Below are 20,294 nucleotides of genomic sequence, written 5' to 3' on the forward strand. Positions count from 1 at the left end.
AGGAGAGACCGAGATGAAACGTACATTCCAGCCGAGCAACCGTGTTCGCAAAAACCGCCACGGCTTCCGTGCGCGCATGGCCACCAAGAATGGCCGTAAGATCCTGAACCGCCGTCGCGCGCAGGGCCGCAAGAGCCTTTCCGCGTAAGCGCCCGGCCAGTCCCGCGCGGGCCATGCCCGCCGACAGGGGATGATCCAGCACATGGCACAATCAGGCCCGCCAGATGCGCCCGAACAGGGCCGCTCCGGCGGGCTTGATGCATTTGTCGCATCGGTCGGCACGCTCACGGCCCGTCGGGATTTTCTCGCCGCCGCCCGCGCCCGCAAGCAGTCCGCACCCGGCCTCATCCTACAGGCCCGACAGCGCGGCGCGGATGAGATCGCTCTTACCGAAGTGCGTATCGGCTACACCTGTTCGAAAAAGGTCGGCAACGCCGTCGCCCGCAACCGCGCCAAACGCCGCCTGCGTGCCGCGGCCCACGAAGTACTGAAAACGGGTGGCAGACGGGGCTGGGATTACGTCCTGATCGGCCGTCGCGACGTCACTGCCAGCCGCCCTTTCCCCGACCTCTGCGCCGATCTCGCCCGTGCCCTCGCCCGCATCCATGGTGACGGGGAATGACACCGCTCGCCTGGCTCCTCTCTCTGCCGGTCCGCGCCTATCGCCTCATCGGCAGCCCCTGGCTCGGGCGCAGTTGCCGGTTTCATCCCACATGTTCGGCCTATGCCCTCGAAGCGCTGGAGAAACACGGCGGCCTGAAGGGCGGCTGGCTCACCCTCCGCCGCCTCGCTCGCTGCCATCCGTGGGGGCCGAGCGGCATCGACAATGTGCCGGACTGACCGCCCGCGCCGGCCGGATCATGCCCGGCAGGTCGCCGCCGGCACCTCCGCAATCACCGCCCGGTCCACCCGCGTAGGCCTACGGCTCCCGGCCAGCCGCAGCGCCACGTAGATCGGCCAGCGCAGCCAGCACTCCGCCTCCGTCATCTGCGCCAGCATCAGCCCGTCCGCGAACCGCCGCCGCGCCGTCTCTCCGGCCCCGTCGCTGTGCAAGACCATGTAATCATGCACCACCGCCGCCTCCAGATGCCGCCCCACCGGGCCGATCAGCATCCGCAGCGGCCACGGCACCGTGGAGAGGTCGGTCACGAAACCGGCAGGCACCTCGACGATCCGGGCCCGCACCTCACCAACCATCCGGTAGCTCAGCCGATAGGGCACACCGACGACGAACTCCGCCGCAGCCAGCCCGCGCCGCAACCGCATCAGCGCGAGGTGGTCGCGCGGCGCGGCCCAGGCGATCGGGCGCAGGACATCTGGAAAGGGGTCGGGCAGCAACGCAGGGTCGCGGAACATGGGGATACCTCGGTCAGCACTGTCAGGAAGGCTCCCAGTGTGCCAGCCGCACCGCCGCCGGGCAATGAAACCTTTTCACCGCACGCTGCCCTGCCATGAAGCTTTTCTTAAGCCGGATGCGCTACAGGTCCGCCCCGTCGCCCGCGCATCAGCAGCACGCACATCACCGCGATGTTCAGCCCGTTCCAAAGGATCCCGTTGATGAACGCCAGCGCGTAGGAGCCGCTGAAGTCATAGATCCAACCTGACATCCAGCCGCCCAGCGCCATGCCGAAGATCGTCATCATCATCACGAATCCCACCCGCGCGCCCGCCTCCCGCGCCGGCAGAAATTCCCGCACAATCAGCGCGTAGCTCGGCACGATCCCGCCTTGCGCCAGCCCGAAGATCAGACTGACGACGTACAGCGGCACCAGCCCGTCGAACGGCAGGTACAGAAACAGGGCGATGCATTGCAGGACCGAACCGATCAGCAACGTCCGCACGCCGCCCAGCCTGTCGGCGACGAGGCCGGAGATGATCCGGCTCACAACGCCCCCCGCCAGCATCAGCGACAGCATCTCCGCGCCCACCGCCGGCCCGTAGCCAAGACCGACGCAATAGGCGACGATATGCACCTGCGGCATGCTCATCGCCACGCAGCAGCCGATGCCCGCCAGCCCCAGCATGTACTGCAACATCCTGGGCGAGAACCCGGAGGAGCGTGCGTTCAGCGCCGCCCGTGCCGCCGCCGCACCCTGTGCCTCTTCCGGCACCCGCCGGCGCAACAGCATCGACAGCGGGATCACGATGCCGAGAGTGGCCACCGCCAAAACCCCGTAGGCCGCCCGCCATCCCTCATCCGCCAGCACGTCGCGCAGCAGCATCGGCCAGATCGCGCCCGAAAGGTAGTTGCCGCTCGCCACCAGTGCCACCGCGATACCTCGCCGCCGCTGGAACCAGTGCGAGATATCGGCAATCAGCGGCCCGAACCCGGCCGCCGTGCCCAGCCCCAGCAGCAGATGCGCCGCCACCAGCAATACGAAACTGCCCGAGATCATCGCCGCACCATAAGCCAGCGCAGAGGCCACCGCAGCGCCGCACAGCGCCACCGTCACCCCGAACCGGTCCACGATCCGACCGATCAGCAGGTTGCCCAACGCGAACCCCACCATCGTCAGCGTATACGGCATCGAGGCCACCGCCCGCCCCACCCCGAACTCCGCCTCGATCCCCGGCATCACCAGAATGACCGCCCACATCCCCACATTCGCCACGCAGGCAATCGCCAGCGTCACGCCAAGGCGCACCCAGGAATAACGGCTGTCATGAACCGGCTCGGAGGTCGTGGAATAGGACATGCCGCAACAAGTGCCCGCTCCCGCACCGATTTACCAGCGACAGTTTTCACGGACGATACGGCCAGCCGGCGGGCCGCGCCATCAGGCCCGCCGCGGGTGGAGGGCGGGGTGGGCGGGCGAGCCGTCTTCCACCACCGCCAGTCATCAATCCTGCCGCCTTCTTCTTCGGTCTCGCGGCAATACTCTCTCAAACGCGACCACCTCGGGCCTCAAACAAGAACGGTTTTAGTTCGGATCAAGTTCAGTGTTCAGCCATGAACGGCCCAAATTCATTCATGCCTGCGCTAAGGTTGTCAGTTCGGACGAACTCGTGGATTATCGCGGAGATTTCACAAGGTACTGCCCGAACCCTGTCGCGCGGGATGAAAACGCCGCATACCTCGCTATCGCTACTGACATGAAAAACCACTAGGGTGATCAGACTGCCATTTTTTAGTTAGGAACGAACCTCAGGCGCTGTAAGCGCATTACTTAGAGAAGCATTTGTTGAGATTTGCTAATGAATATTGACTCTGCGTCGCAGGCTATCCCCACCTTGGATGACCTAGAAAGCCTTTTTGTTAACAACCCAGACGTCGATACTATCCGGGCACATCTTTCGAATTTCAATCCGATCAAGACTATGGGAATGACAAGAATGGAAATTCGTCATTCTGCCATTCTCGCTTGGCTACTTGACCCTCAAGAAACGCACGGTCTCGGAGACAAGTTTCTAAAAGCTTTTGTCTCGCAGGCGCTACGAGGTCACGACGTGGCAAAGCAGCCATCGGCTTTAAATGTATCTCAGGCTGACATGATGGGTACGGAGGTGCGACGCGAGTGGCAACATATCGACGTCCTCCTGATCAATCCAAGCAATAAATGGATCTTTCTAATCGAAAACAAATTCGATAGTCGACAACACACAAATCAACTGACGCGTTATCTGGAATCTGTTCGAAAAGTCTTTGGTGAAAATGACTTCCCACATATTCAAGGCATCTTTCTATCCCTCTGGGACGAAGAGCCTGAAAACGCGAGCTACGCCACAATCCAGTACGGAAATATCTGCGACATATTGGAACAGCAAGTATTGCTGGGAAGGCACCCGCTGACTACCGAAGTAGAAACATTTTTGAAGCATTATCTAGAAGTAATAAAGGAAGCTTCTGGCATGAGTGAAGAACAGCAAAAAATGGAGCAAATCGCTAGGCAGCTCTATCGCGATCACCGGCGCGTTCTGGACTTTATCATTGAGCACGGGAAGGCAACGGACTTCTCTTCCGCCTGCGACCTGGTTTTCGGCGCAGATCTTAAAAGCGGAGACATAGCAAAGGTCGAAGGCGATGAACTTGTTTTCCATCGTTCCGATGCGACCCATTTCAGTTTCCTTCCCCAAAGCTGGTATGAAGCACTTGGCGAAGACAAATCTTTTAGGATCGGCTGTGAAAATTGGTGGATGAAGTTTCCTCTGATAATGTGGCTGCAGTTGACAGTTGAAGGTGATGGCACATCAGGAAAAATTAGACTTATCGCCGAAGTGGGCCCAATCAGCGATCACAACGTCCGTTCTGACATGATCAACGCCATCCAGAGCGTTCTCAAACACAACAGCAGTCTGCGTATCGGATTCCAGAGTGGTGCGGCCGACGAAGGCCGTCGATACTCAAAATTTTTCAAGAAAAACTATTCCAAAATAGATGACGTACATGATCAGGAGCAAATTGCAACCGCGATAAAATTCATACTGAAAGAATTCAGGAAAGAGATCAGGGAAGTTGCTGATGCTCTTTGGTCTTTTAAAACATCTGTCAAATACGAGACGAACAAAGAGTAATACACTAATAGTATTTATCGAACATTCATTTAATACCCATCCAAACCTCACCCCTTCGGCCGCCCAACATGCTGGTCGATCAGCACCGGGTTGCCGTCCGGGTCCACCACCACGAAACTTGCGGGCCCGTCGCCCTCCGGGTCGGCTTCCTGCGCGATCTCCACCCCCTCGGCCTTCAGCCGCGCCTGAATGTCCCGCACGTCCTCGAACCCGGACACCTCGCCGGCGCTCTGGTCCCATCCCGGATTGAACGTCAGGATATTGCGCTCGAACATGCCCTGAAACAGACCGATCAGATGCTCCCCGTTCTTCAGGATCAGGTAGCCGTGCTCCGCCTGCCCGGCGAACACCTCGAAGCCCAGCCTGCCGTAAAAGACCCGCGAGGCCTCCAGATCCTTGACCGCCAGGCTCACTGAAAACGCCCCGAGTTGCATCGCCTCTCCCCTTCAATCCCCTTGCGCGCAAATGCACCGCGCCCTATCCCATGCACCATGCTTGACGATGCCGATGAAATCCACCCGCTGTTCCGCGGCGCCCCCACCTCGACGGAGTTCAAGAAACTCCGTAAACGCCTCGTGCGCCAGACGCGCGAGGCGATCGAGCAGTACGGCATGGTCGAGAAGGGCGCTCGCTGGCTCGTCTGCCTCTCCGGCGGGAAAGACAGCTACACGCTGCTGGCCATCCTGCACGAGCTGCAGTGGCGCGGGCTCCTGCCGGTGGATATCCTCGCCTGCAACCTCGATCAGGGCCAGCCGAACTTCCCTGCCACCGTCCTGCCCGCCTTCCTGAAAGAACGCGGCGTGCCGCACCGGATCGAATATCAGGACACCTATTCCGTCGTGGTGGACAAGATCCCGCAGGGCCGCACGATGTGCTCGCTCTGCTCTCGCCTCCGCCGCGGCCACCTCTACCGCATCGCGCGCGAGGAAGGTTGCTCCGCCGTCGTCCTCGGCCATCACCGCGACGACGTGCTGGAGACGTTCTTCATGAATCTGTTCCACGGCGGCAAACTGTCGGCCATGCCGCCGAAACTGGTGAATGACGAAGGCGATCTCTTCGTCTACCGCCCCCTCGCCCATGTGGCCGAGGAAGATTGCGAGCGCTTCGCCCGAGCCATGCAATACCCGATAATCCCCTGCGACCTCTGCGGCAGCCAGGACGGATTGCAGCGCCAGCAGATCAAGCAGTTGCTCGACGGGTGGGAGAAGAACCACCCGGGCCGCCGGCAGGTCATCTTCCGCGCGCTCACAAACACCAATCCCAGCCATCTGCTGGATCCGGCCCAGTTCGACTTCGCCGCCCTCACGCGCGGCTCGTAACGCAGCCACGACCCGCAAATTTGCGGCCCTTTACCCGGCCTTAGCACATTGTCGTCTATCCCCGCCGGACCTCATGACGGGAAAGATCGCGTGCGCAGATCCGCAAAGAGAACCGTTCCGAACTACGTGATCGCCCTGATCGTTCTCTCGGCCTTCATGATCACACTTTACGGGATGCTCATCACCCGGCTCGAGCACGCGCGCTACTACACGTTCATCAACGAAAGCATCGGCCAGCAGGTGGAGGTGACGTACCGCATCATCGCCAAGGGCGAACGACTGTCCGGGTCCGAAAACCTGCGCGTCCCCTTCTCCAACAGAAGCGTCCGCAACGAGCTCGAAACCGATGTCCGACTGCTCCAGTCGCGCCTGTCGACCCTGCTCGAGGGCATACGTCACACGCAGATCCATGGCACCATGCCGCTGGCTGACCGCTTTTTCGCCGAGGATCATGCCACTTCGACCTTCACCCGCGATATCGGATTGCTCATGAACGGCATGGAGGAATTCACCACTCTCACCGATACCCTGCTCGCCGCTACCGATGATGCAACGCTCTCTCAGGTCCTCAAACGCATGAGCGCCCTGCGTGACTGGCAACTTTCGCCCGTGATCCAGCGCACCCGCACGGCGGCGAGCGGGGAGATCCGAGCCGCGCACCGGCTTGCCCTCACGATCGACAGCGTCAATGTCGGCATCACCCTCTTCATGCTGTTTCTCATGGGGCGTTACTTCTTCGGCCCGCTCGCCAATCGGGTCACGGAGCAGGAGGATCACATTTCCAAGGTCGAGGCGGAGATTGAACGCTCCACCAACCGGGATCCGATCACGGGCCTGCCAAACGAACGCGCGTTGCTGCGCCACCTTGAAGCCCTCCTCACACCGGGTTCGAGCGGCAGCAGCCTTGCCATTCTGATCCACTTCCAGACACTGACCCATTCCCGCCTGTTGCTGGACGGAACCTTTACCAGCGATCTGCTCAACGTGCTCGCCGAGCGCCTGCAGCAGAACGGCCACGCCGGGCAGTACCTGGCCCATCTGGGCCAGGGCCAGTTCATCCTCCTGCGCGACAATGAAGTGCAGGCCACGGACATACCCGGCTGCATCACCCGGCTGGAGGAAGACTTCGCCACGCCGATCGCGGTCAAGGCCCATCGCATCCAGGTGCGCCTGTCCACCGGCTTCTACTGCCCCGATGGCTCGGAGACGCCGGACGAAGTGCTGGCGAATGTTCAGGCCGCGCAGGACAGCGCCTTCCGCAGCAGCGACAGCCGGCACCAGCGCTTCGCACCGGAGATGCATGTCAGGCGGAGGGAGCAAAAGACACTGGCGCAGGAATTGAAGAAGGGGCTGGAAAACGGCGAACTCCGGGCCCACTTCCAGCCGCAGGCCAACCTGCGCACCGGCCGCATCACCGGCTTCGAGGCGCTGGTTCGCTGGTATCACCCCACGCGGGGCTTTCTTTCCCCCGGCCTGTTCCTGCCGCTGGCCGAGGAACTGGGGCTGGACGATCTGCTTGGCGAGGCGATGCTCGAACAGGGCATCCGCGCACTCAGGTCGTGGGACGAGCAGGGCCACAACATCGCCCAGCTGGGCCTTAATTTCTCCCGCACCCAGTTGCAGAACCGCAAGCTGCCCGACATCCTCAAATGGGCGCTGGAACGGGACAGCATCACCCCCGACAGGATCGCCGTCGAAGTTCTGGAAAACATCCACGTGGAGGATGACAACGATCCCATCGTCCGCAACGTCCGTGCCCTTTCCGCCGCCGGCTTCCGAATCGATCTGGACGACTTCGGCACCGGCTCTGCCTCCATCACCGGCCTGCGCCGCTTCCATGCCCACCGCATCAAGATCGACCGATCCTTCATCGCCGACATAGACAAGCGCAGCGACAACCAGCAGATGGTCTCCATCATGCTTCACATGGCGCGAAATCTCGGGCTGGAGGTTCTGGCCGAGGGCGTCGAGACGGAAGCGGAGATCGCCGCACTCCGCAGCATCGGCTGCTACAGCATCCAGGGCTATGTTCTGGCCAAGCCTATGCCCTTTGAGGAGACGGGCGACTGGCTGCACACCTATCGTGCGCAATCCGGCAACTCCCGCGGTCCACGCTCCGTCGCCGTCTGATCGGCCGTCCGGCGGTCCGGGCAGCAGGCCGTGTCGCGCAATTCCACCCCTTGACCTTTGGCCACCATCCCTGTTGAACGCAGACGACAGTGAAAAGAGGTGTGGAGTCCCCGATGGACGATCAGAACAAGAACCTGATTCTGGCGACGGCGTTGAGCTTCCTGGTCATTCTCGTCTGGTTTCTCGTGTTCCCGCCACAAGTGCAGGAAGGCGTGCCGACGGAAGAAGGCACCAACACCGCTGCCGTCGACGGCACCGCCACGCCCCCAGCCTCCGGCAGCACTCCGCAGGTTCCGGGCTCGCTGCCCGCCACCCCCGCCGAAACCCGTGCCGAGGCGGTCTCCCGCACGGAGCGCGTGGCACTCGAAACCCCGGCCCTGACAGGCTCGATCTCGCTGCGCGGCGGCCGGATCGATGACCTGTCGCTGCTCGAATACCGCGAGACCATCGACGACGACAGCCCGATCGTCACCTACCTCTCGCCCGCCGGTGCCCCCGGTGCCTTCTATGCCGTGCACGGCTGGGCCGGTGCGGGCGGCCTCTCCGGCGATGCCGTCCCCGGCGCCACCACCGAATGGCAGCGCGAGGGCGAGGGCGCGCTCACCCCCGAAAACCCCGTCCGCCTGACATGGGACAACGGCCAGGGCCAGATCTTCACCAAGACCATCGCCGTCGACGACCACTACATGTTCACGGTCTCGCAAACGGTGCAGAACACCGCCGAGACAGCCGTCTCGATGTTCCCCTATGGCATCCTCGCCCGTCAGGGCGAACCGGACCAGTTGAATTTCTTCGTTCTCCACGAAGGCCTGATCGGCGCTGCCGACGGCGAGTTGTCTACCAGCGAGGATTACGACGATCTCAGGGACTTCGACATCGACCCGCTGGAACGGGCCCCCGCCCAGAAGACCCGGATCAGCGAAACCGGCTACATAGGCTTCACCGACCATTACTGGATGGCGACCCTCGTCGCTCCCAACAACACCCCCGCCACCTCCGTCGCCAAATACACGCCCGGCAACGACACATATCAGACGGAACTGCGCTACAACGTGGTGGAGATCGCCCCGGGCGCTACCGCCGAAACCGTTTCCCACTTCTTCGCCGGCGCCAAGGAATTCGCCCAGCTGCGCGATTACCAGCGCGATCTGGAGATCGGGCAGTTCGTCGATGCGATCGACTGGGGCTGGTTCTCGATCCTGACGAAGCCGATCTTCCGCGCCCTCCACTTCCTCAACCTCACCATCGGCAACATGGGCCTCGCCATTCTCGCCCTGACCCTGCTGCTGAAACTCCTGCTCTTCCCGCTGGCCTACAAATCCTACGTCTCGATGTCGAAGATGAAGATGCTTCAGCCGGAAATGGAGAAGATCAAGGAACGCGCGGGCGACGATCGGGTCAAGCTCCAGCAGGAGATGATGGCGCTCTACAAGAAGGAGAAGGTCAACCCGGCCTCCGGCTGCCTGCCGATCCTCGTGCAGATTCCGATCTTCTTCTCGCTCTACAAGGTGATCTTCGTGACGATCGATCTGCGTCACGCGCCGTTCTTCGGCTGGCTCCAGGATCTCTCGGCCCCCGATCCCTCTTCCGTCCTCAACCTCTTCGGCCTCCTGCCCTTCACCCCGCCGGAGCCAGGCAGCCTGTTCGCGATCTTCTCCATCGGCGTCCTGCCGATCCTGATGGGCGTCACCATGTGGATGCAGCAAAAGCTGAACCCCGCACCGCCCGACAAGACACAGGCGATGATCATCGGCTGGATGCCGTGGGTGTTCATGTTCATGCTCGGCACCTTCGCCAGCGGCCTCGTCCTCTACTGGACGGCGAACAACATCATCACCTTCATCCAGCAATACACGATCATGCGCAGCCAGGGGGCGAAGCCCGACGTGTTCGGCAACATCATCGCCAGCTTCCGGCGCGACAAGAGCACCGACTAGATGCGCCTCGCCCAGATCTCGCGCTATCCGATCAAGGCCATAGGCGTCGAGGATCTGGACAGCGCGACGCTGGAAGCCGGTCAGCGCCTCGCCGGCGACAGGCTCTGGGCCGTCGCCCACGAGGCGGCGAAGGCCGGGCCGCAAGGCTGGGCCGCCTGCCGCAACTTCATCCGCGGCGCCAGCTCGCCCCGGCTGATGGCGATTACCTGCGAAACCCGCGGCGATGCCATCACCCTCCGCCATCCCGACCAGCCCGACATCACCGTCACCCTGCCCGCCGATGCCGGGGCTCTGATCGCGTGGCTGGCGCCGCTCGCGGATCCGGGCCGCGCCGCCCCCGACCGCCTCGTCGCCGCTCCGGAAGGCATGACCGACCAGGCCGCACCATGGCTTTCGATCCTCAGCCAGTCCTCTCTCGACGCACTGTCAAAGGCCGCCGGCCACCCGATGGCCCGCGCCCGCTTCCGCGCCAATCTCTGGCTGGAGGGTGGCAAGCCCTGGGAGGAATTCGACTGGGTGGGCAAACACCTGCGAATCGGCGATGCCGAACTGCGCATAACCGAACCGATCACCCGCTGCACCGCCACCCATGCCGATCCGGCCACCGGCGAACGCGACACCGATACCCTGCAACTGCTGGAACAGAACTGGGGCCACCGCGATTTCGGCGTCTTCGCCGAGGTCACCAGATCCGGATCGCTCCAAACCGGAGACACCGTCGAACCCCTTCCGTGAGTCGTTCCGCGGGTCAGGGCTGCGAAGCACCGCGAAGCGGCTCGGCCTTGACGCGCGGAACGACTCACATACGCTTGGGACAGGTCCGGCCCCCGGCCGGGCCTTCTTAGCGCCCTGAACGCCGCTTCCGGGTTTTGCAATGCAAAACCAGGAAGCTCAAAAGCAACGCCGCGCAGCGGCTCGATTCAAAGCTCGCCCCATGTCCGCAAACCTTTTCTCCATCGCCGAAGAGCCCGACACACCAGATGCCGAGGCCGGCCGCCACCTGTTCGCGCAGAACTCGGAGTTTCTCAAAGGCGTGGTGGCGATGGACGGCCTGCCGCCGGCCGACAGGCTGGAAGTCTGCTTTGCCGGCCGTTCCAATGTCGGCAAGTCGACCCTGATCAACGCGCTCACGGGTCGCAAGGGCCTCGCCCGCGCCTCCAACACCCCCGGTCGTACGCAGGAGATCAACTTCTTCACGCTGGCCGATCTCTACCTCGTCGACCTGCCCGGCTACGGTTATGCCAAGGCCCCGGTCAAGGTTGTGGAAAAATGGCAGCGCCTGCTGAAGGCCTATTTGTCAGGCCGCGCCACGCTGCGGCGCGTCTTCCTGCTGATCGACAGCCGCCACGGCGTCAAGGAGGTTGACCAGGAGATCATGAAACTCCTCAACTCCGCGGCCGTGACCTTCCAGGTGGTGATGACCAAGACCGACAAGCCCAAGAGCTCGGAACTCGACAAGATCCTGCAGGGAGTCCGCGAAGCCCTCGCGAAACACCCTGCCGCCTATCCGGAGATCATCCTGACCAGCTCCGAGAAAGGCTCCGGCATCTCCACCCTCCGGGCCGCCATCGCCCGGCTGGCATCAGAGTAGTCACGCAGCAGCGGCAGCGCATGGCCGACCAAATGCCCCATAGGCCAACCGGTCAGCCCGCGACCACGCCTCTACGGGGCCGTCACGCCGCATCCGCCCCGAATGTCTCCAGTTGCCCGGCCAGCGCCGTCCGGAAGCCGTCGCGCGCAAGACACCGCTCCAGATAGGCCGCCACCACCGGATGCCGCCCGATCACCGGTTCGCCCTCCAGTGACCGCAACACCGTGGCCATGCAGATATCGGCCACCGTGAACCGCGTCAGCAGCCAATCACGCCCCTTCAGCCATCGCCCCAGAGATTTCAACCGCAGGTCGACCAGCCGCTCGGCCGAGGGGCGGCTGCCTGCCACCCAGTCCTCGCCCGCGTGGAAGATGCCCGGGTGGACGAGGGCGTCGATCTTCGGCTCCACCGAATTCAGCGCCGCAAACATCCACGCCTCGATATCAGCCGCCTCCTGCGCGTCCCTCGGGGCGAGAGCGTCGGCCTGCCGGGCGATCCGCAGAAGGATCGCCCCGCTCTCGAACAGTTGCACCTCATCGTCGCGATAGGCCGGGACCTGCCCGAACGGCTGCCAGCCGCGATAGGCGTCGCCATCCGGCTCGCCCTCGCCCAGAAGCTGCAATTCGAAGTCCAGCCCGGCCTCCGCCAGCGCCCACCGCACCCGCAGATCCTTCACGTAGCCTCGTGCCACCTCCGGCACCCAGGCGAATGTTGCAACGGTGATCGTCATCGTTCACGCCTCCAGTGTAACCAGCGGTTCGAACCCGCCCCACATCATCCTCATGCCGTCGAATGGCATCTGCGACATCCCCTCCATCCGCGGGTCTTCCATCATCTTCTGGAAGCCGTTCTGGGCCGTTTCCTTGTCGGGCCAGGTCATCCACGAAAAGACAACGGCCTCGCCCTCCTCGCGCTTCACCGCCATCGGGAAGGAGGTCACCTTGCCGTCAGGCACGTCGTCTTCCCAGTTCTCCTGCATGGACAAACAGCCGTAGTCCTGGAAAATCTTCCAGGCCTGCTCGGCCATCTCCTTGTAGGCTTGCTTGTTGTCTTTCGGCACGGCCAGCAGAAATCCTGAAACGTAAGCCATCACACATCTCCCTGTTGCGATTCGTCGTATAAGCTTGACACCGATTTACGTTGATATCAACATTATCGACATGATGGACCCTGATCTGCCACTTTCCGCCACCCACGAAGTACGCGACCGCTGCATCTGCCTCTACACCCAACGCGCCGCCCGCAGCCTCGCCCGCGTCTTCGACGAGGCTCTGCGCCCGGCCGGCCTGACCAATGGCCAGTTTTCGCTGCTGATGTCACTCAACCGTCCGCATGGCCCGCGCATCTCGGATCTGGTGCCGCTGCTGAGCATGGATCGCACAACCCTCACCGCCGCGCTGAAACCTCTGGAGCGGCGCGGCCTCGTCACGTCCGCGCGTGACGCAAAGGACGCCCGCGCCCGCCGCCTGCACCTGACAGACGCTGGCCGGGAGGCGCTGAAGGCCGCACTACCGATCTGGCGGGCCACCCATGACCGGATCGACGCCAAATTGACGAGCCTCCTGCCGGAGGATCTTCGCACCGGCCTTGTGGAGATCGCCTGAACCTGTCCGTTGCACGCGCGAACCTGACCGTCCGGCGTTGGCACGCCACCGGCGCACCCCCTAGCCTCGGCGCATGGATCTGACCGCACGATATGACGCCGCCGCCGCCCGCTGGGATGCCGACATCGCCCGCCTCGGCTATCTGGCGGCCTATCGCGCCATGCTCCGTGGCCAGACACTCGCCGCCGGTCCCGTGCTCGACATCGGCACCGGCACCGGCGCCTTTGCCCGCGCCTGGGTGGCGGAGGGCGGCAGCCAGGGCATCACCCTCGCCGATCCATCGCGCCACATGCTCGACCGCGCCGCCGCGTCGCTCCGGACGCGCGGCATCACCCCCGAATGCCGCTGCCACGCGCTCGCGTCGCTGCCGCCGGCCCCCCGCTGGCGCGCGATCCTCGCCGCCCATGTCATCGAACATTGTCCCGACGCTCATACAGCCGTTGGCGCGCTGGCAACCGCCCTCACGCCGGGCGGCCGCCTCTACCTCGTCGTGTCGCGCCCCCACTGGTGTAATTGGCTGATCTGGCTGCGCTTTCGCCACCGCTGGTACAGCGCCGCGCAAATCATCGCCTTCGCCGAAGCGGCGGGGCTCACGCTCCATTGCGTCCGCCGCTTCCCCGCAGGCCCGCCCGCCCGCACCAGCCTCGGTTACATCTTCACCAAACCCTGAAAGGCACCCCGATGTTCATCGCCCACGTCACCTTCACCACGTCCGCCGCCGATCGGTTCACCGCCATCGCAACCCTCCGCGCCGAGGCGGCGACCGTCCGCGCCATGTCCGGCTGCATCGCCTTCACTCCCTTCGCGGATGGCACCACCGGCATCGGCATCCTGCACGAATGGCAGTCCGCCGAAGCCTTTGCCGCCTACACCACCTCGCCGACATTCGCCGAGACGGGCCGCACCCTCCGCCCGCTGATGACAGCCCCACCCGTCAGCAAGCGCTTTGACGCGACCCTGATCGAGGCCGTAGACTGACAACAGCGCAATTGCCGAGGATGCGGCCATGACGACAGACGGCAAACCCAAATCCCCCCTCGCCCGCCTCGCCCACGCCCTGCGCTGGCCGTGGTCCCGTCGTCGCCGGGCCATCGACGAGTTGCTGAGCAGATGTTCCAAGGATTCTGTCCCGCGGTATGTCTATCTCAACGGTGCCGGCGATCTGGAGAACCGACGGCGCGTCGCTAAAATCGAACGAGAGATCAATAAGGACATCCACGCCCGCCGGATGCGCGGAGAGTATGTCGACACACATCACTACCTTTTTTCTGCCGAGATGCGGTCGGCAATGCGGCGTCAGCGCAACGGGCTGCCGCCGCTCAAATCAAACCCGCCCCGCGATCCCTGACCGCGCACCAGATGCAGCCCCCCGCCTATTGCTTTCACAAGAGCTTCGAGCCCGCCGCCCCCGCCGAATTCCGCATGGACCGGCACTACCTGCTCTACGCGCTGCAAGGCACCCTGCGGCTGGAGGCTGACGGCAAGCGCTGGTCGCTGCCGCCCGCCCGCGCCGCGCTGATCCGCGCGGACCAGCCCGTCACCATCACCATACTCTCGCGCCTCACCTCGGCCTCCGTCCTGTTCGCACCCGACTTCTGCGCGGCCCCGCCCGAGGCGCTGACCGTCTTCGACATCTCGCCCCTGGCCCGCGAACTCATCCGCGCCTGCCGCCCCTTCGGCCCCAATGCGCCGCTGACACCCCATGCCGAAACCCTGTTCCGCACCCTCGCCGAAGTCGCCCTCGTCCTCGCCGAAACCCCCAGCCCCTGCGTGCTGCCCGCACCGGCCTCGCCCGCGCTTGCCCGCGCGCTCGCCCTCACCGAGGCCCGCGCCGCAGGCCCCCTGTCCTTTGAGGATATCGCCCGTGCCACCGGCCACTCGCCCCGCGCGCTGGCGCGCAAATTCGCCTCCGAAATGGGCATGACTTGGCGCGAAAGCCTGCGCCGCATCCGCATCCTCCGCGCCGTCGAACTGCTGGCGGAGAGCGACGCCCCGGTCACGCAGATCGCCCTGGATGTCGGCTACACCTCGCTGTCGGCCTTCAACGCCGCCTTCCGCGACCTCACCGGCAAGACCCCCAGCCAATACCGCGCCAGCTTCCGCTGACCCGGCCGTCAGGCCCCGCGCGCCTTGGCCGTCAGCTTCGCCGCCAGTGTCTCGATATCGTCGCCCGCCGCCTTGGGAATGATCCGGTAGGCCGCGTTGACGAAACAGAAGAATGCGAACGCCAGCAGCCCGAAACACAGGCCCGCCACCAGCACTCGCCCGTAGGCCTGCGCGTGCAACCACTCGAACGCGCTGCCCATTCCGCCGGCCTCCTCGCCTGTCGCCGTCAGCGCGGCGTAGGCGATCAGCACGCCGATGATCGTCACCGCCACGCCCTGCGCCGCGACCCCGGCCTTCAGGCCGATGTTGAAATGTGTGGTAAACCTGTTGGCGCACAGATGGTCGCGATAGCCCTCGGTAAACGCCTTGTGCAGGTAATAAATCCCCGCCGCGATTGTCAGCAGCCCGGCCACACCCACCGCCACACGCCCGCCCGGCGCCTGCATCACCCGGTCCAGCATCTCGCCCATGCCGCCGCCACCGCCGCCGCTGCGCCCGATCAGCACCGCCAGCGCCAGCACGCCGATGCCGAAATGCGCTGTGCCCGTCGCCACCATTCCCGCCCGCGCCACCAGCCCCTTGGCATCGGTGCCATAGGCTTCCAGATCCCAGAAACTGTCCACCGCCCGCCAGACGGCATAGGCCAGCATGCCCAGCACAATCAGTCCGACCACCGCGAAGCCCAGCCCGCCCTGCAACTTGTCCAGCGCCTGCGACGTGCCCTCCGCCTCGCCACCCTGCGAGATCGACCAGAGCGAGACACCCGCCACCACCAGATACACCAGCCCCCGTCCGGCATAACCCGCCCGCATGATCGGCACCGCCCATGCGAAATCTTCGGGATCGAGGTTTCGGAGTATGTCGGCCCGCGTGGAATCGGAGTCAATCGAAAGGCGCCTGAAATCGGCCATTGGGTCACTCCGTTGCTAGGACACTGGTGCCAACCCAATGCCTCACATCCGCGTGAGTTCCATTTATTGGCCTTCAGCCCTTGCCCCGGGCAAAGGGTGCAGGCTCCCTGGCAAAGAACGCCGCGATCCCCGCCTGCGCCTCCGCGCCCTCCCATGTGTCGGCCAGCGCCGTGATCGTCTCGGCGATCACCGTCTCGTCGATCACCGGGCCGAGGCTGCGCACCAGCGCCTTCGTCCGCGCCACCGCACCGGGGGCGCAACTCAGGTAAGGCTCCACCTCCGCCGCCACCGCCGCGTCCAGATCGTCCGGCGCCACCACCTTCGCCGCCAGCCCCAGCGGCACCAGTTCCCCGGCGTCGAACACCCGCGCGCTCATCATCACCCGCCGCGCCGCGCCCTCGCCCATCCGCGCCATCACGTAAGGTGAGATCGTCGCCGGGATCACGCCCAGCCGCGTCTCGGTGAAGCCGAACTTGCCCGTATCGGCCACCACCGCCACATCCGCCACGCACATCAGCCCCAGCCCGCCGCCCATCGCCGTGCCGTTGACCCGCGCGATCACCGGCTTGGGGCAGGTGTTGAGCGCAAAGAGCATCATCGCCAGCCGTCGCGCCTCGGCGATCCGCGTTGCCCGGTCCGCCTCGAACTGGCGCCGCATCCATCCCAGATCGCCGCCCGCGCAGAAACTCTTGCCCGCGCCCGTCAGCACGATGGCCCGCACCGCCGCATCCGCGCCCAGCGCCGCGAACGCCTCCACCAGCGCATCCGCCATCGTGTCCGACAGCACGTTGTGCTTCTCGGGTGTGTTCAGCACCACCGTCGCCACGCCCCGCGCATCCACCTCCACCAGCACCACGCTCATCGCCGCAATCCTTTCGCAAATGCCCCGGCCTCGGAAAGCCGCGCGCCATCCACGCCGGTCTCGAATCCCTCGGCCTCCAACAGCTCCAGCACCGCCTCGCTGGCCACATTCCCCGCAGCCCCCGGCGCATACGGGCACCCGCCGAGGCCACCCACCGCCGCATCGAACACCCGCAAGCCCCGCGCAAGGCTCACCCGGATATTCTCCAGCGCCCGCCCGCCGGTATCGTGAAAATGCCCCGCCAACCGCGCCGCCGGCACCTCCTCCAGCACCGCTTCCAGCATCGCGTCCACCCGCTCCGGCACCCCGCGCCCCAGCGTATCGCCCAGCGAGATTTCCGCGCAGCCCATCGCCAGCAGCCGCGCCGCCACCCGCGCCACGGCCTCCGGCGCGATCTCGCCCTCATAGGGGCAATCGGTCACGCAGGAGATATACCCACGCACCGGCACCCCCGCCGCCGCCACAACCGGCTGGAAACGCTCGAAACTCTCTTCGATCGAGCAGTTGATATTCTTTTGGCTGAAACTTTCCGACGCCGCCCCGAAAACGGCTACTGCCCCGACGCCCGCCGCCTCCGCCGCCTCCAGCCCGCGCAGGTTCGGCGTCAGCGCCGAATACACCGCCCCCGGCACCCGCCGGATGCCCGCCATCACCTCCGCCGCATCGGCCATCTGCGGCACCCATTTCGGGCTCACGAAACTCGTCACCTCGATCCGCCGCAGCCCGGCATCGCTCAGCATGTCGACCAGCGCGATCTTGTCCGCCGTCGCCACCGCCGCCTCGTTCTGCAACCCGTCGCGCGGCCCCACCTCGAAGATCTCCGCCCGCTCAGTCATCCTCCGGCTCCAGCGTCACAAGCACGTCGCCATCGCTCACCTGCGCGCCGGCAGCCACCCGCGCCTCGGCCACCACGCCACCGCGCGGCGCACGCAGCGCGTGCTCCATCTTCATCGCCTCCAGCACCGCCAGCACATCGCCCGCCGCCACCGCATCACCCGCCGCCGCGATCCGCTTCACCAGCCCCGGCATCGGCGCGATCACCGCGTCGCCGCCAGCCTCGACGCCGCCACCCCGCGCCAGCGGATCGGGCCGCGCGAAACGATGCACCTCGCCGCCCGCCGTCACCGTGACCGCACGGGGCGAGACATGCACGAACGCCCGCCCCCGCCCCTCCGGCCCGACAAACCGCCAGCCCTCCGGCCCCGGTGCCACGCCCGTCACCTCCACCGCGCCATCCTCGAACTCGCAGCGATAGCGCCCCGGCTTCGGCACGCTAACCCATGCCTCCAGCCCCTCCAGCGCCACCCGCCAGCGCAAGGGCGCCCACAGCGCGAATCCGTTCGCCCCTTCCGCCGGCAGCCCCAGATGCGCAAGGCACGCCAGCGCCCGCAGCGCGCCCGGCATCTCCGCCCGCGCCGTCAGGCTCTCGAACTCCCGCCCGATCAGCCCGGTATCCACGCCACCCTCCGCAAACGCCGGATGCCCCGCCAGCCGCGACAAAAAGCCGAGGTTCGTTACCGTCCCCGCCACTTCCGTGCCCGCCAGCGCCGCCCGCAACGCCGCCAGCGCCGCCGCCCGATCCGGCCCCCGCACGATCACCTTGGCGATCATCGGATCGTACCACGGCGAAATCTCGTCCCCCGCCCGCACGCCCGCATCCACGCGCACGCCATCCGGAAACCGCAGCGCCTCCAGCTTTCCGATCGCAGGCAAGAACCCGGCCTCCGCATCCTCCGCATAAAGCCGCGCCTCGAACGCATGGCCGAAGATCTCCAAATCCTCCTGGCGCATCGGCAGCCCTTCGCCCCGCGCCACCCTGATCTGCCATTCCACCAGATCGACCAGCGTGATCGCCTCGGTCACAGGATGCTCCACCTGCAACCGCGTGTTCATCTCCATGAACCAGAAACCATCCGCCCGCAGCGGGCCGGAACCATCGACGATGAACTCCACCGTGCCCGCGCCCGAATACCCGATCGCCTCCGCCGCCCGCACCGCCGCCGCGCCCATCGCGGCGCGCACCTCGTCGGTCATGCCCGGCGCGGGCGCCTCCTCGATCACCTTCTGATGCCGCCGCTGCAGCGAGCAGTCGCGCTCGAACAGATGCACCGCCCGCGCCCCGTCGCCGAACACCTGTATCTCGATATGCCGCGGGCTCTCGATGAACTTCTCGATCAGCACGGCACCATTGCCGAACGCCGTCTCCGCCTCACCCTGCGCCGAGCCCAGCGCCTCGCGAAACTCCTCGGCCCGCGCCACCAGCCGCATCCCCTTGCCGCCGCCGCCCGCCACCGCCTTGATCAGCACCGGATAGCCGATCTCGGCCGCACGGTTCATCAGGAATTCCGCATCCTGCTGTGGCCCGTGATAGCCCGGCACCACCGGCACCCCGGCTTCCGCCACCCGCCGCTTGGCCTCGTCCTTCAGCCCCATCGCCCGGATCGCTTCGGCCGATGGCCCCACAAACACCAGCCCCGCCGCCGCCACCGCCTCCACGAAATCCGGATTCTCGCTCAGAAAACCGTAGCCGGGATGAATAGCCTCCGCCCCCGTCGCCCTCGCGGCGGCGATAATCGCATCGCCTCGCAGATAGCTCTCCGCCACCGGCGCGGGCCCGATCCGCACCGCCTCGTCCGCCATTTCCACATGCAGCGCACCCGCATCCGCGTCGGAATAGACGGCAACCGTTGCGATCCCCACCTTCCGGGCCGTGCGGATGATCCGGCAGGCAATCTCGCCCCGGTTGGCGATCAGCAGCTTCCTCATGCCGTTCCCGTCTCCCAAACGCTTTCGTTCCTGTCACCGGCCAGCGGCAGGTTGCCAGCAGATGTTTCCGTTGCTTGTCGTGTCCCGGCACCGCACCGGACACCTCAGTTCGCGTCCGCCTCGCCTCCCCGATAGGCCCGGAACCGGTGCCTGTAGATGAGGTTCGGACGCAATCCCTCTACCATGTAGAACAACACCGGCACATGCAGGCCCAGGTCGACCAGTGCCGCCACCTCCTGTCCCTCGCCCAGCCCGCGAACGAACCAGATCAGCACCACCGCGCCGTGCAGGATCATCAACGGAAAGGCCAGCGGCACCCGCAGCACCAGCATCGTCACCAGCACCAGCATCAAGCCCACCTGCCCCCACAGCGCAATCCCGCCGTCGAAGGCCAGCGCCACCTGCGCGAACCACGCGGCCCGCAGCGTCAGGAACACCACGATCAGCCACAGCGCCCAACCCAGCCGCCCCTTCGCATGGCCCAGCGCCGCCGGTCGGTCCACCTTCACCCAGATCATCCGCTCCGCTCTCTCGCTCACTCGATTTCGTCCTTTGC

The 20,294-nt window shown here is 65.2% G+C and carries 24 protein-coding genes; 14 read left to right on the top strand and 10 right to left on the bottom strand.

All coding sequences use genetic code 11. The features are described from left to right. The first annotated feature begins 13 nt into the window (after window positions 1-13). From rpmH to yidD, 3 genes are read left to right on the top strand one after another with little or no spacing between them, the layout of a single operon-like run. A complete protein-coding gene (rpmH, locus tag GO499_RS11865) occupies window positions 14-148 on the top strand; it encodes a 50S ribosomal protein L34 (protein ID WP_161862376.1) in 135 nt (44 codons plus the stop codon). A gap of 54 nt (window positions 149-202) precedes the next feature. Beyond that, entirely contained in the window at window positions 203-622 is a 420-nt protein-coding gene (gene rnpA, locus GO499_RS11870; protein WP_161862377.1) for a ribonuclease P protein component, read from the top strand. Beyond that, complete coding sequence (gene yidD / locus GO499_RS11875) at window positions 619-840, top strand: membrane protein insertion efficiency factor YidD (RefSeq protein WP_161862378.1); 222 nt, start codon at window positions 619-621, stop codon at window positions 838-840. Before rnpA ends, yidD begins: the two co-directional genes overlap by 4 nt. A gap of 18 nt (window positions 841-858) precedes the next feature. Here the strand turns inward: yidD and GO499_RS11880 are convergent, their stop codons facing one another. Both GO499_RS11880 and GO499_RS11885 read right to left on the bottom strand, forming a co-directional pair. After that, complete coding sequence (locus tag GO499_RS11880; RefSeq protein WP_161862379.1) at window positions 859-1,356, bottom strand: DUF1353 domain-containing protein; 498 nt, start codon at window positions 1,354-1,356, stop codon at window positions 859-861. A 107-nt stretch (window positions 1,357-1,463) separates the two neighbouring features. Then, window positions 1,464-2,696 (bottom strand): MFS transporter, encoded by a 1,233-nt coding sequence (locus GO499_RS11885; protein ID WP_161862380.1) that lies wholly within the window; start codon window positions 2,694-2,696, stop codon window positions 1,464-1,466. A 499-nt stretch (window positions 2,697-3,195) separates the two neighbouring features. Between GO499_RS11885 and GO499_RS11890 the strand changes: the two genes are divergently transcribed. Next, window positions 3,196-4,512, top strand: coding sequence for a PDDEXK-like family protein (locus tag GO499_RS11890; protein ID WP_161862381.1), 1,317 nt, complete (start codon window positions 3,196-3,198; stop codon window positions 4,510-4,512). Between the two features lie 47 nt (window positions 4,513-4,559). Here the strand turns inward: GO499_RS11890 and GO499_RS11895 are convergent, their stop codons facing one another. Continuing rightward, entirely contained in the window at window positions 4,560-4,925 is a 366-nt protein-coding gene (locus tag GO499_RS11895) for a VOC family protein (RefSeq protein ID WP_284154709.1), read from the bottom strand. Window positions 4,926-5,003: 78 nt separating this feature from the next. Here GO499_RS11895 and ttcA point away from each other — a divergent pair, with 78 nt between their 5' ends. From ttcA to yihA, 5 genes are all read left to right on the top strand, one after another. After that, complete coding sequence (ttcA, locus tag GO499_RS11900) at window positions 5,004-5,831, top strand: tRNA 2-thiocytidine(32) synthetase TtcA (RefSeq protein WP_161862383.1); 828 nt, start codon at window positions 5,004-5,006, stop codon at window positions 5,829-5,831. A gap of 90 nt (window positions 5,832-5,921) precedes the next feature. Continuing rightward, the gene (locus tag GO499_RS11905) at window positions 5,922-7,961 is read left to right on the top strand and encodes a putative bifunctional diguanylate cyclase/phosphodiesterase (protein WP_161862384.1); all 2,040 of its coding nucleotides are present in this window, start codon (window positions 5,922-5,924) and stop codon (window positions 7,959-7,961) included. A 113-nt stretch (window positions 7,962-8,074) separates the two neighbouring features. Continuing rightward, window positions 8,075-9,898 carry a membrane protein insertase YidC gene (gene yidC, locus GO499_RS11910; protein ID WP_161862385.1) on the top strand — a complete coding sequence of 608 codons (1,824 nt, stop codon included), beginning with the start codon at window positions 8,075-8,077 and terminating at the stop codon, window positions 9,896-9,898. Next, window positions 9,899-10,633, top strand: a complete 735-nt coding sequence (locus tag GO499_RS11915; protein WP_161862386.1) for an MOSC domain-containing protein — start codon at window positions 9,899-9,901, stop codon at window positions 10,631-10,633. It begins immediately after the preceding gene. Between the two features lie 199 nt (window positions 10,634-10,832). Beyond that, on the top strand, window positions 10,833-11,489 hold the full coding sequence (yihA, locus tag GO499_RS11920; RefSeq protein ID WP_161862387.1) for a ribosome biogenesis GTP-binding protein YihA/YsxC: 657 nt from the start codon (window positions 10,833-10,835) through the stop codon (window positions 11,487-11,489). An 82-nt stretch (window positions 11,490-11,571) separates the two neighbouring features. Here yihA and GO499_RS11925 read toward each other — a convergent pair whose 3' ends face one another. Further along, window positions 11,572-12,219 carry a glutathione S-transferase family protein gene (locus GO499_RS11925; RefSeq protein WP_161862388.1) on the bottom strand — a complete coding sequence of 216 codons (648 nt, stop codon included), beginning with the start codon at window positions 12,217-12,219 and terminating at the stop codon, window positions 11,572-11,574. A gap of 3 nt (window positions 12,220-12,222) precedes the next feature. Beyond that, a complete protein-coding gene (locus tag GO499_RS11930) occupies window positions 12,223-12,579 on the bottom strand; it encodes a DUF1428 domain-containing protein (RefSeq protein WP_161862389.1) in 357 nt (118 codons plus the stop codon). Window positions 12,580-12,649: 70 nt separating this feature from the next. Here GO499_RS11930 and GO499_RS11935 point away from each other — a divergent pair, with 70 nt between their 5' ends. The 5 genes from GO499_RS11935 to GO499_RS11955 all read left to right on the top strand — a co-directional run bounded on the left by GO499_RS11935 (window position 12,650) and on the right by GO499_RS11955 (window position 15,199). Then, window positions 12,650-13,093, top strand: coding sequence for a MarR family winged helix-turn-helix transcriptional regulator (locus GO499_RS11935; protein WP_284154710.1), 444 nt, complete (start codon window positions 12,650-12,652; stop codon window positions 13,091-13,093). Between the two features lie 73 nt (window positions 13,094-13,166). After that, on the top strand, window positions 13,167-13,763 hold the full coding sequence (locus GO499_RS11940) for a class I SAM-dependent methyltransferase (RefSeq protein ID WP_161862390.1): 597 nt from the start codon (window positions 13,167-13,169) through the stop codon (window positions 13,761-13,763). Window positions 13,764-13,774: 11 nt separating this feature from the next. Next, window positions 13,775-14,071 (top strand): putative quinol monooxygenase, encoded by a 297-nt coding sequence (locus GO499_RS11945; protein ID WP_161862391.1) that lies wholly within the window; start codon window positions 13,775-13,777, stop codon window positions 14,069-14,071. A 28-nt stretch (window positions 14,072-14,099) separates the two neighbouring features. Continuing rightward, window positions 14,100-14,441 (top strand): hypothetical protein, encoded by a 342-nt coding sequence (locus GO499_RS11950; protein ID WP_161862392.1) that lies wholly within the window; start codon window positions 14,100-14,102, stop codon window positions 14,439-14,441. A gap of 74 nt (window positions 14,442-14,515) precedes the next feature. Then, on the top strand, window positions 14,516-15,199 hold the full coding sequence (locus GO499_RS11955) for an AraC family transcriptional regulator (protein ID WP_284154711.1): 684 nt from the start codon (window positions 14,516-14,518) through the stop codon (window positions 15,197-15,199). A gap of 8 nt (window positions 15,200-15,207) precedes the next feature. Here GO499_RS11955 and GO499_RS11960 read toward each other — a convergent pair whose 3' ends face one another. The 5 genes from GO499_RS11960 to GO499_RS11980 all read right to left on the bottom strand — a co-directional run bounded on the left by GO499_RS11960 (window position 15,208) and on the right by GO499_RS11980 (window position 20,277). Continuing rightward, window positions 15,208-16,110, bottom strand: coding sequence for a DUF1206 domain-containing protein (locus GO499_RS11960; protein ID WP_161862394.1), 903 nt, complete (start codon window positions 16,108-16,110; stop codon window positions 15,208-15,210). Between the two features lie 73 nt (window positions 16,111-16,183). Continuing rightward, window positions 16,184-16,972, bottom strand: coding sequence for a crotonase/enoyl-CoA hydratase family protein (locus GO499_RS11965; protein ID WP_161862395.1), 789 nt, complete (start codon window positions 16,970-16,972; stop codon window positions 16,184-16,186). After that, the gene (locus GO499_RS11970; protein WP_161862396.1) at window positions 16,969-17,808 is read right to left on the bottom strand and encodes a hydroxymethylglutaryl-CoA lyase; all 840 of its coding nucleotides are present in this window, start codon (window positions 17,806-17,808) and stop codon (window positions 16,969-16,971) included. The genes GO499_RS11965 and GO499_RS11970 overlap by 4 nt, the downstream gene beginning before the upstream one ends. Then, window positions 17,801-19,738, bottom strand: a complete 1,938-nt coding sequence (locus GO499_RS11975) for an ATP-binding protein (RefSeq protein WP_161862397.1) — start codon at window positions 19,736-19,738, stop codon at window positions 17,801-17,803. The genes GO499_RS11970 and GO499_RS11975 overlap by 8 nt, the downstream gene beginning before the upstream one ends. 104 nt (window positions 19,739-19,842) lie before the next feature. Further along, window positions 19,843-20,277, bottom strand: a complete 435-nt coding sequence (locus GO499_RS11980) for a hypothetical protein (RefSeq protein WP_161862398.1) — start codon at window positions 20,275-20,277, stop codon at window positions 19,843-19,845. Between the last annotated feature and the right edge of the window lie 17 nt (window positions 20,278-20,294).

Source organism: Algicella marina (assembly GCF_009931615.1).
Taxonomy (GTDB): domain Bacteria; phylum Pseudomonadota; class Alphaproteobacteria; order Rhodobacterales; family Rhodobacteraceae; genus Algicella; species Algicella marina.

Excerpts from the sequence above, each read along its gene's own strand:
- GO499_RS11955 (WP_284154711.1), top strand. The coding sequence starts at position 14,516 with ATGGACCGGCACTACCTGCTCTACGCGCTGCAAGGCACCCTGCGGCTG.
- yidC (WP_161862385.1), top strand. The coding sequence starts at position 8,075 with ATGGACGATCAGAACAAGAACCTGATTCTGGCGACGGCGTTGAGCTTC.
- yidD (WP_161862378.1), top strand. The coding sequence starts at position 619 with ATGACACCGCTCGCCTGGCTCCTCTCTCTGCCGGTCCGCGCCTATCGC.
- GO499_RS11890 (WP_161862381.1), top strand. The coding sequence starts at position 3,196 with ATGAATATTGACTCTGCGTCGCAGGCTATCCCCACCTTGGATGACCTA.
- rpmH (WP_161862376.1), top strand. The coding sequence starts at position 14 with ATGAAACGTACATTCCAGCCGAGCAACCGTGTTCGCAAAAACCGCCAC.
- GO499_RS11935 (WP_284154710.1), top strand. The coding sequence starts at position 12,650 with ATGATGGACCCTGATCTGCCACTTTCCGCCACCCACGAAGTACGCGAC.
- GO499_RS11950 (WP_161862392.1), top strand. The coding sequence starts at position 14,100 with ATGACGACAGACGGCAAACCCAAATCCCCCCTCGCCCGCCTCGCCCAC.
- GO499_RS11960 (WP_161862394.1), bottom strand. The coding sequence starts at position 16,110 with ATGGCCGATTTCAGGCGCCTTTCGATTGACTCCGATTCCACGCGGGCC.
- GO499_RS11915 (WP_161862386.1), top strand. The coding sequence starts at position 9,899 with ATGCGCCTCGCCCAGATCTCGCGCTATCCGATCAAGGCCATAGGCGTC.
- GO499_RS11970 (WP_161862396.1), bottom strand. The coding sequence starts at position 17,808 with ATGACTGAGCGGGCGGAGATCTTCGAGGTGGGGCCGCGCGACGGGTTG.
- GO499_RS11940 (WP_161862390.1), top strand. The coding sequence starts at position 13,167 with ATGGATCTGACCGCACGATATGACGCCGCCGCCGCCCGCTGGGATGCC.
- yihA (WP_161862387.1), top strand. The coding sequence starts at position 10,833 with ATGTCCGCAAACCTTTTCTCCATCGCCGAAGAGCCCGACACACCAGAT.
- GO499_RS11885 (WP_161862380.1), bottom strand. The coding sequence starts at position 2,696 with ATGTCCTATTCCACGACCTCCGAGCCGGTTCATGACAGCCGTTATTCC.
- GO499_RS11945 (WP_161862391.1), top strand. The coding sequence starts at position 13,775 with ATGTTCATCGCCCACGTCACCTTCACCACGTCCGCCGCCGATCGGTTC.
- rnpA (WP_161862377.1), top strand. The coding sequence starts at position 203 with ATGGCACAATCAGGCCCGCCAGATGCGCCCGAACAGGGCCGCTCCGGC.
- GO499_RS11975 (WP_161862397.1), bottom strand. The coding sequence starts at position 19,738 with ATGAGGAAGCTGCTGATCGCCAACCGGGGCGAGATTGCCTGCCGGATC.
- ttcA (WP_161862383.1), top strand. The coding sequence starts at position 5,004 with ATGCTTGACGATGCCGATGAAATCCACCCGCTGTTCCGCGGCGCCCCC.
- GO499_RS11925 (WP_161862388.1), bottom strand. The coding sequence starts at position 12,219 with ATGACGATCACCGTTGCAACATTCGCCTGGGTGCCGGAGGTGGCACGA.
- GO499_RS11930 (WP_161862389.1), bottom strand. The coding sequence starts at position 12,579 with ATGGCTTACGTTTCAGGATTTCTGCTGGCCGTGCCGAAAGACAACAAG.
- GO499_RS11880 (WP_161862379.1), bottom strand. The coding sequence starts at position 1,356 with ATGTTCCGCGACCCTGCGTTGCTGCCCGACCCCTTTCCAGATGTCCTG.
- GO499_RS11965 (WP_161862395.1), bottom strand. The coding sequence starts at position 16,972 with ATGAGCGTGGTGCTGGTGGAGGTGGATGCGCGGGGCGTGGCGACGGTG.